This window comes from Nostoc sp. NMS2, assembly GCF_017115105.1.
In the GTDB taxonomy this organism is placed as follows: domain Bacteria; phylum Cyanobacteriota; class Cyanobacteriia; order Cyanobacteriales; family Nostocaceae; genus Nostoc.
Map to the genome: position 1 here is coordinate 1 of NZ_JABXKH010000139.1, position 3,658 is coordinate 3,658.

The window sequence follows — 3,658 nt, forward strand, 5'->3', positions numbered from 1 at the left end:
CAACTAGTTAGTGTCAGTGCCGTTAGTGCAGTTATTATTGAGGGTAAAAATCTCATTTGCATTATCAATCGTAAATATCTCTTACTAATCACTTTTGAAGAGGGAGTGTGCCATCATTGCTGCCAAGGTGAAGGTATCGCCGTAGTGGAAAGTACTTCCCTTACTTGCAGTCTAATCGCTGTTTGCTCACAGTTGGGACATTTTACTTTTGTGAAAATTACTGAAGGTCGTCCTTTGTACTCGCCCATTACGGGTTCTCCGGTGTACTCGCTGATTATCCCCTGCTGGCAATGATAGCACTCGAATATCACACGCCCTACCTCCGAGTTGCAATCCAGGAATTGCATGTGCTGACAGGGTTCTGGCGGTAATTCTGGTTCTTCGGGGCGGTCTTGAAAGGGTATATAAGGTTTGGTTGCTGGTGGTAAATCTATTTTTTTCTTGTTGCGCTTGCCAGTTACCTGCGGCTCAACTTTTGGCGGCTCTAGGGGTTTTTCCTCAACAGGGGCATGGCCAGGCTGTTGGCCAGTTGTGAGTTCTTCCGGTAACTTGTCATCAGCCGGGGTAGGGCTAAATTTGGAAATTTGACCGTTGAGCTTTGGGCCTTGTTTCTCTGATGTTTTAGATGGACGCTCGGTAGATTTCATTAGTCTTTCTGTCAGGGGGGTTACTTATATTCGTTTTATTTAACCAAAACGTTTTGGTTAACTTTATTTTTATTCTTTTTTTTGAATCAGTGATAACATCAAGCCATACATTTTGGTTAATTGACTTATTTCGATAATAGATAATCTGCTGAATCTGTTCTAAAAGAATACTTGAAAATTATCTTGGAAATGATAATTCTATGAAGGCTAATACAATTGTTGCAAAGTGAGAATTGCTCCTATGGTAAAATCCAAGCCTACGAAGACTACGACCAAATCTGAAAAGCTTCCTAAAATTTTGGCATTTGCTAACCAGAAAGGTGGAGCAGGGAAATCAACAGGAGCAGTTCATGCTGTTGATTGGTTTACCCAGATGGGGCATTCCACTATTTTAGTTGATGCAGATGGGCAGGAAAGCTCATCAAGTTGGTTGAAGGATCTCAACTTGCCTTGTAAGGTCATTGGTGATCCAGAGGTTTTATTTGACGAACTTCCAAAGTTAGCAGAGTCTTATGATGTTGTAATTGTTGATGGCCCAGGAAATGCAAGTGAGGTGACAAAAGCAATTTTGATCCGTTCTAATTTAGTACTTATTCCTTGCAGGGACTCCATGATCGATTTAGCAAGTACAGGTAAAATTGTACAATTTGTGCGTCAAGCAAAGGAAATTCGAGGAGGGCTACCGATAGCAGCGATTTATCTAAATGCAGTAAAAGACAACACTATTTTGTTACGAGAAGCTAGAGAAGCTTTGCAAAGCGGTATTATACCTTTGCTTAATACTACCCTTCCTGACCGTCAATGTATTAAGGATGCACCTGGACAAGGTAGTACAGTGTTTCGTATGAAGGGAGAAGCTCCTAAAGCGGCGGCAAGTGCTTACGTCAAAATCCTAACAGAAGCTTTGAAGTTATTTGAATTAGAATCATGACTCGACGAAAACTCAAGGATAATATTGCTAACAATGAAGAACTAAATTTTGTCTTTGGACAAGCCACTACTCAGGAAATTGTACAAATAGCGGAAATAGCTCAAGAACAAATCATTCCGCACAGCGCAATTGTTTGTACATTCACATTTATTCCAGATGGCAAACCAGTTCGGCATTACTATGATTTAGAAGAGCTACAACAATGGGCGCTAAATGATATTCAACCCAATGGAATTCGTTCTCCTCTATGGGTACGTCCCCATCCCACTCAATCTGAAAAATATGAGTTGGTTGCAGGACTTCGGCGATTAAAAGCAGCAGCGATACTAAAATTGGAAGAGATACCAGTCAAGGTTTTTGATTGGGATGATCATACCGCTTTTTATGCTGCGATATCAGAAAATACAAATCGTCGTGACTTCAGTGCTTTAGAGGAATTAGACAACACTTTGCGAGTGCTTGAAATTCAACTGGGCTATGAAACTGAGCAAGTTGTTAGTTTTCTTTACCGAATGAACAACGCAACAAAAAATACTGTTAACCAAAACGTTTTGGTTAGTCAAGAAGCTGAACTTGTTCAACAGGTATTTAATTCATTCGGGCGAATTACTTGGCAATCATTCGTTGCAACTCGACTTCCCTTATTTAAAAAACCAGTAGAAATATTGAATGCTATTCGTCAAGGTAAAATTCATTACACTAAAGGAATTTTGATTGCTAGTGTCAAAGACAAAGATAGCAGGCAAAAAGTTTTAGAAGAAGCTATCAATAATTTCCTTAGCCTTTCTGAAATCAAGCAACGAGTTAAAGCATTGAATGGTAGTAAAAAAGCACTGTCCGAGTCCGAACCTGTAAGCCTGAAACAACGCTTAACTAACACGATTGAGGTGGCAAAGAAAAACAAGATGCTTTGGAGTGATCCGAAAAAAACTCAACAGCTAGAAAATCTGCTTAGTCAGCTTGAAGCGATTGTCAAAAATTGAAAATAGAACTGGACTTAATAGTAAGACAAGAGCAATAAATTCTTACTTACATTCATAGTAGTTACAATAATTGTCTGTTTTGAAATCAGCAAACTGAATAAAGATTATGACACCAACTCAACAGCTAAACATCTAAGATATAAAAACAAGTTAGCCGAGTCCTACTATTTACGGGCTGTGACGGACTCTAAGAAATAATTTCAAAGAAAAGTAGTTAAATAAAGGCTAGAAAAGAAATGAAATTACCTGATCTAAATTCTGAAACCATTGAGCGGATCATTGAAATGGCATGGGAAGATAGGACACCTATGGAAGCCATTGAATCTCAGTTTGGACTGCTTGAGAAACAGGTAATTGCTTTAATGAAGCGTGAAATGAAAGAATCTAGTTACCAGATGTGGCGAGAGCGAGTTAACAAACGTACAACAAAACATCTAAATAAGCGAGAGTTTATTACAGGTAGATTCAAGTCGCACAACCAAAAAATATAAATGGTTGTGAGTGATTGAAGATAAATTAAAAGACAAAAGGGAAGTTCCAAGGGATTATTGTAATAAATAATGCAGAAGTTAACATTACGTGCCGTACCATTAATAAGTTTAGCATGTATAAAATAATACCATTATAGAGTTTCCCTCTTGGCAACTTAACTCAATTCGTTTTGTAGTAAAGGGTAAATATAGCAGTAGCTGATATTAGGGGCAAAATGGGTTGAAAGTATTATTGTATAAGCTTTTTAGCTATCACTTTTAGATAAATCATTCAAGTCATGCTTGCTCCTTGTTAGACAAGCCTGTAACGAAAGAATAAGGGCTTTAGTTTTGTCATTGGCATACTACAAACCTCGATTTTAGGTAAATTTGTACTATTTTACCCCTGGTGTCAGCTACGCTATATCTGCCCCGTGTTGGAGGAGTTGCTAGAATGATTGACCATGACAGGCTTTTCAAAGAATTAATATCTACATTTTTTGTTGAGTTTCTCGATTTATTCCTACCTCAAGTAGCCAGCCAAATAGACCGCGATTCTATCCAGTTTTTACCAGCAATTCCAAATTCAAAAATTTAAGAGGAATCAGTCGTCGGAGAGAGTGGTGA

At 38.4% G+C, this 3,658-nt stretch carries 5 protein-coding genes; 4 read left to right on the top strand and 1 reads right to left on the bottom strand.

The features are described from left to right. Positions 1-113: 113 nt before the first annotated feature. Positions 114-647, bottom strand: coding sequence for a hypothetical protein (locus HWQ36_RS25045; RefSeq protein WP_292707784.1), 534 nt, complete (start codon positions 645-647; stop codon positions 114-116). Positions 648-888: 241 nt separating this feature from the next. On the opposite strand from HWQ36_RS25045, the gene HWQ36_RS25050 reads away from it, so the two are divergent. From HWQ36_RS25050 to HWQ36_RS25065, 4 genes are all read left to right on the top strand, one after another. After that, a complete protein-coding gene (locus tag HWQ36_RS25050) occupies positions 889-1,578 on the top strand; it encodes a ParA family protein (RefSeq protein WP_292707787.1) in 690 nt (229 codons plus the stop codon). Continuing rightward, on the top strand, positions 1,575-2,561 hold the full coding sequence (locus tag HWQ36_RS25055) for a ParB/RepB/Spo0J family partition protein (RefSeq protein WP_292707789.1): 987 nt from the start codon (positions 1,575-1,577) through the stop codon (positions 2,559-2,561). Before HWQ36_RS25050 ends, HWQ36_RS25055 begins: the two co-directional genes overlap by 4 nt. A gap of 236 nt (positions 2,562-2,797) precedes the next feature. Further along, positions 2,798-3,052 (top strand): TIGR03643 family protein, encoded by a 255-nt coding sequence (locus HWQ36_RS25060; protein ID WP_292707792.1) that lies wholly within the window; start codon positions 2,798-2,800, stop codon positions 3,050-3,052. Positions 3,053-3,485: 433 nt separating this feature from the next. Further along, positions 3,486-3,629: a hypothetical protein gene (locus HWQ36_RS25065; RefSeq protein WP_292707795.1), complete on the top strand. Its 144-nt coding sequence runs from the start codon at positions 3,486-3,488 to the stop codon at positions 3,627-3,629. Positions 3,630-3,658: the final 29 nt, after the last annotated feature.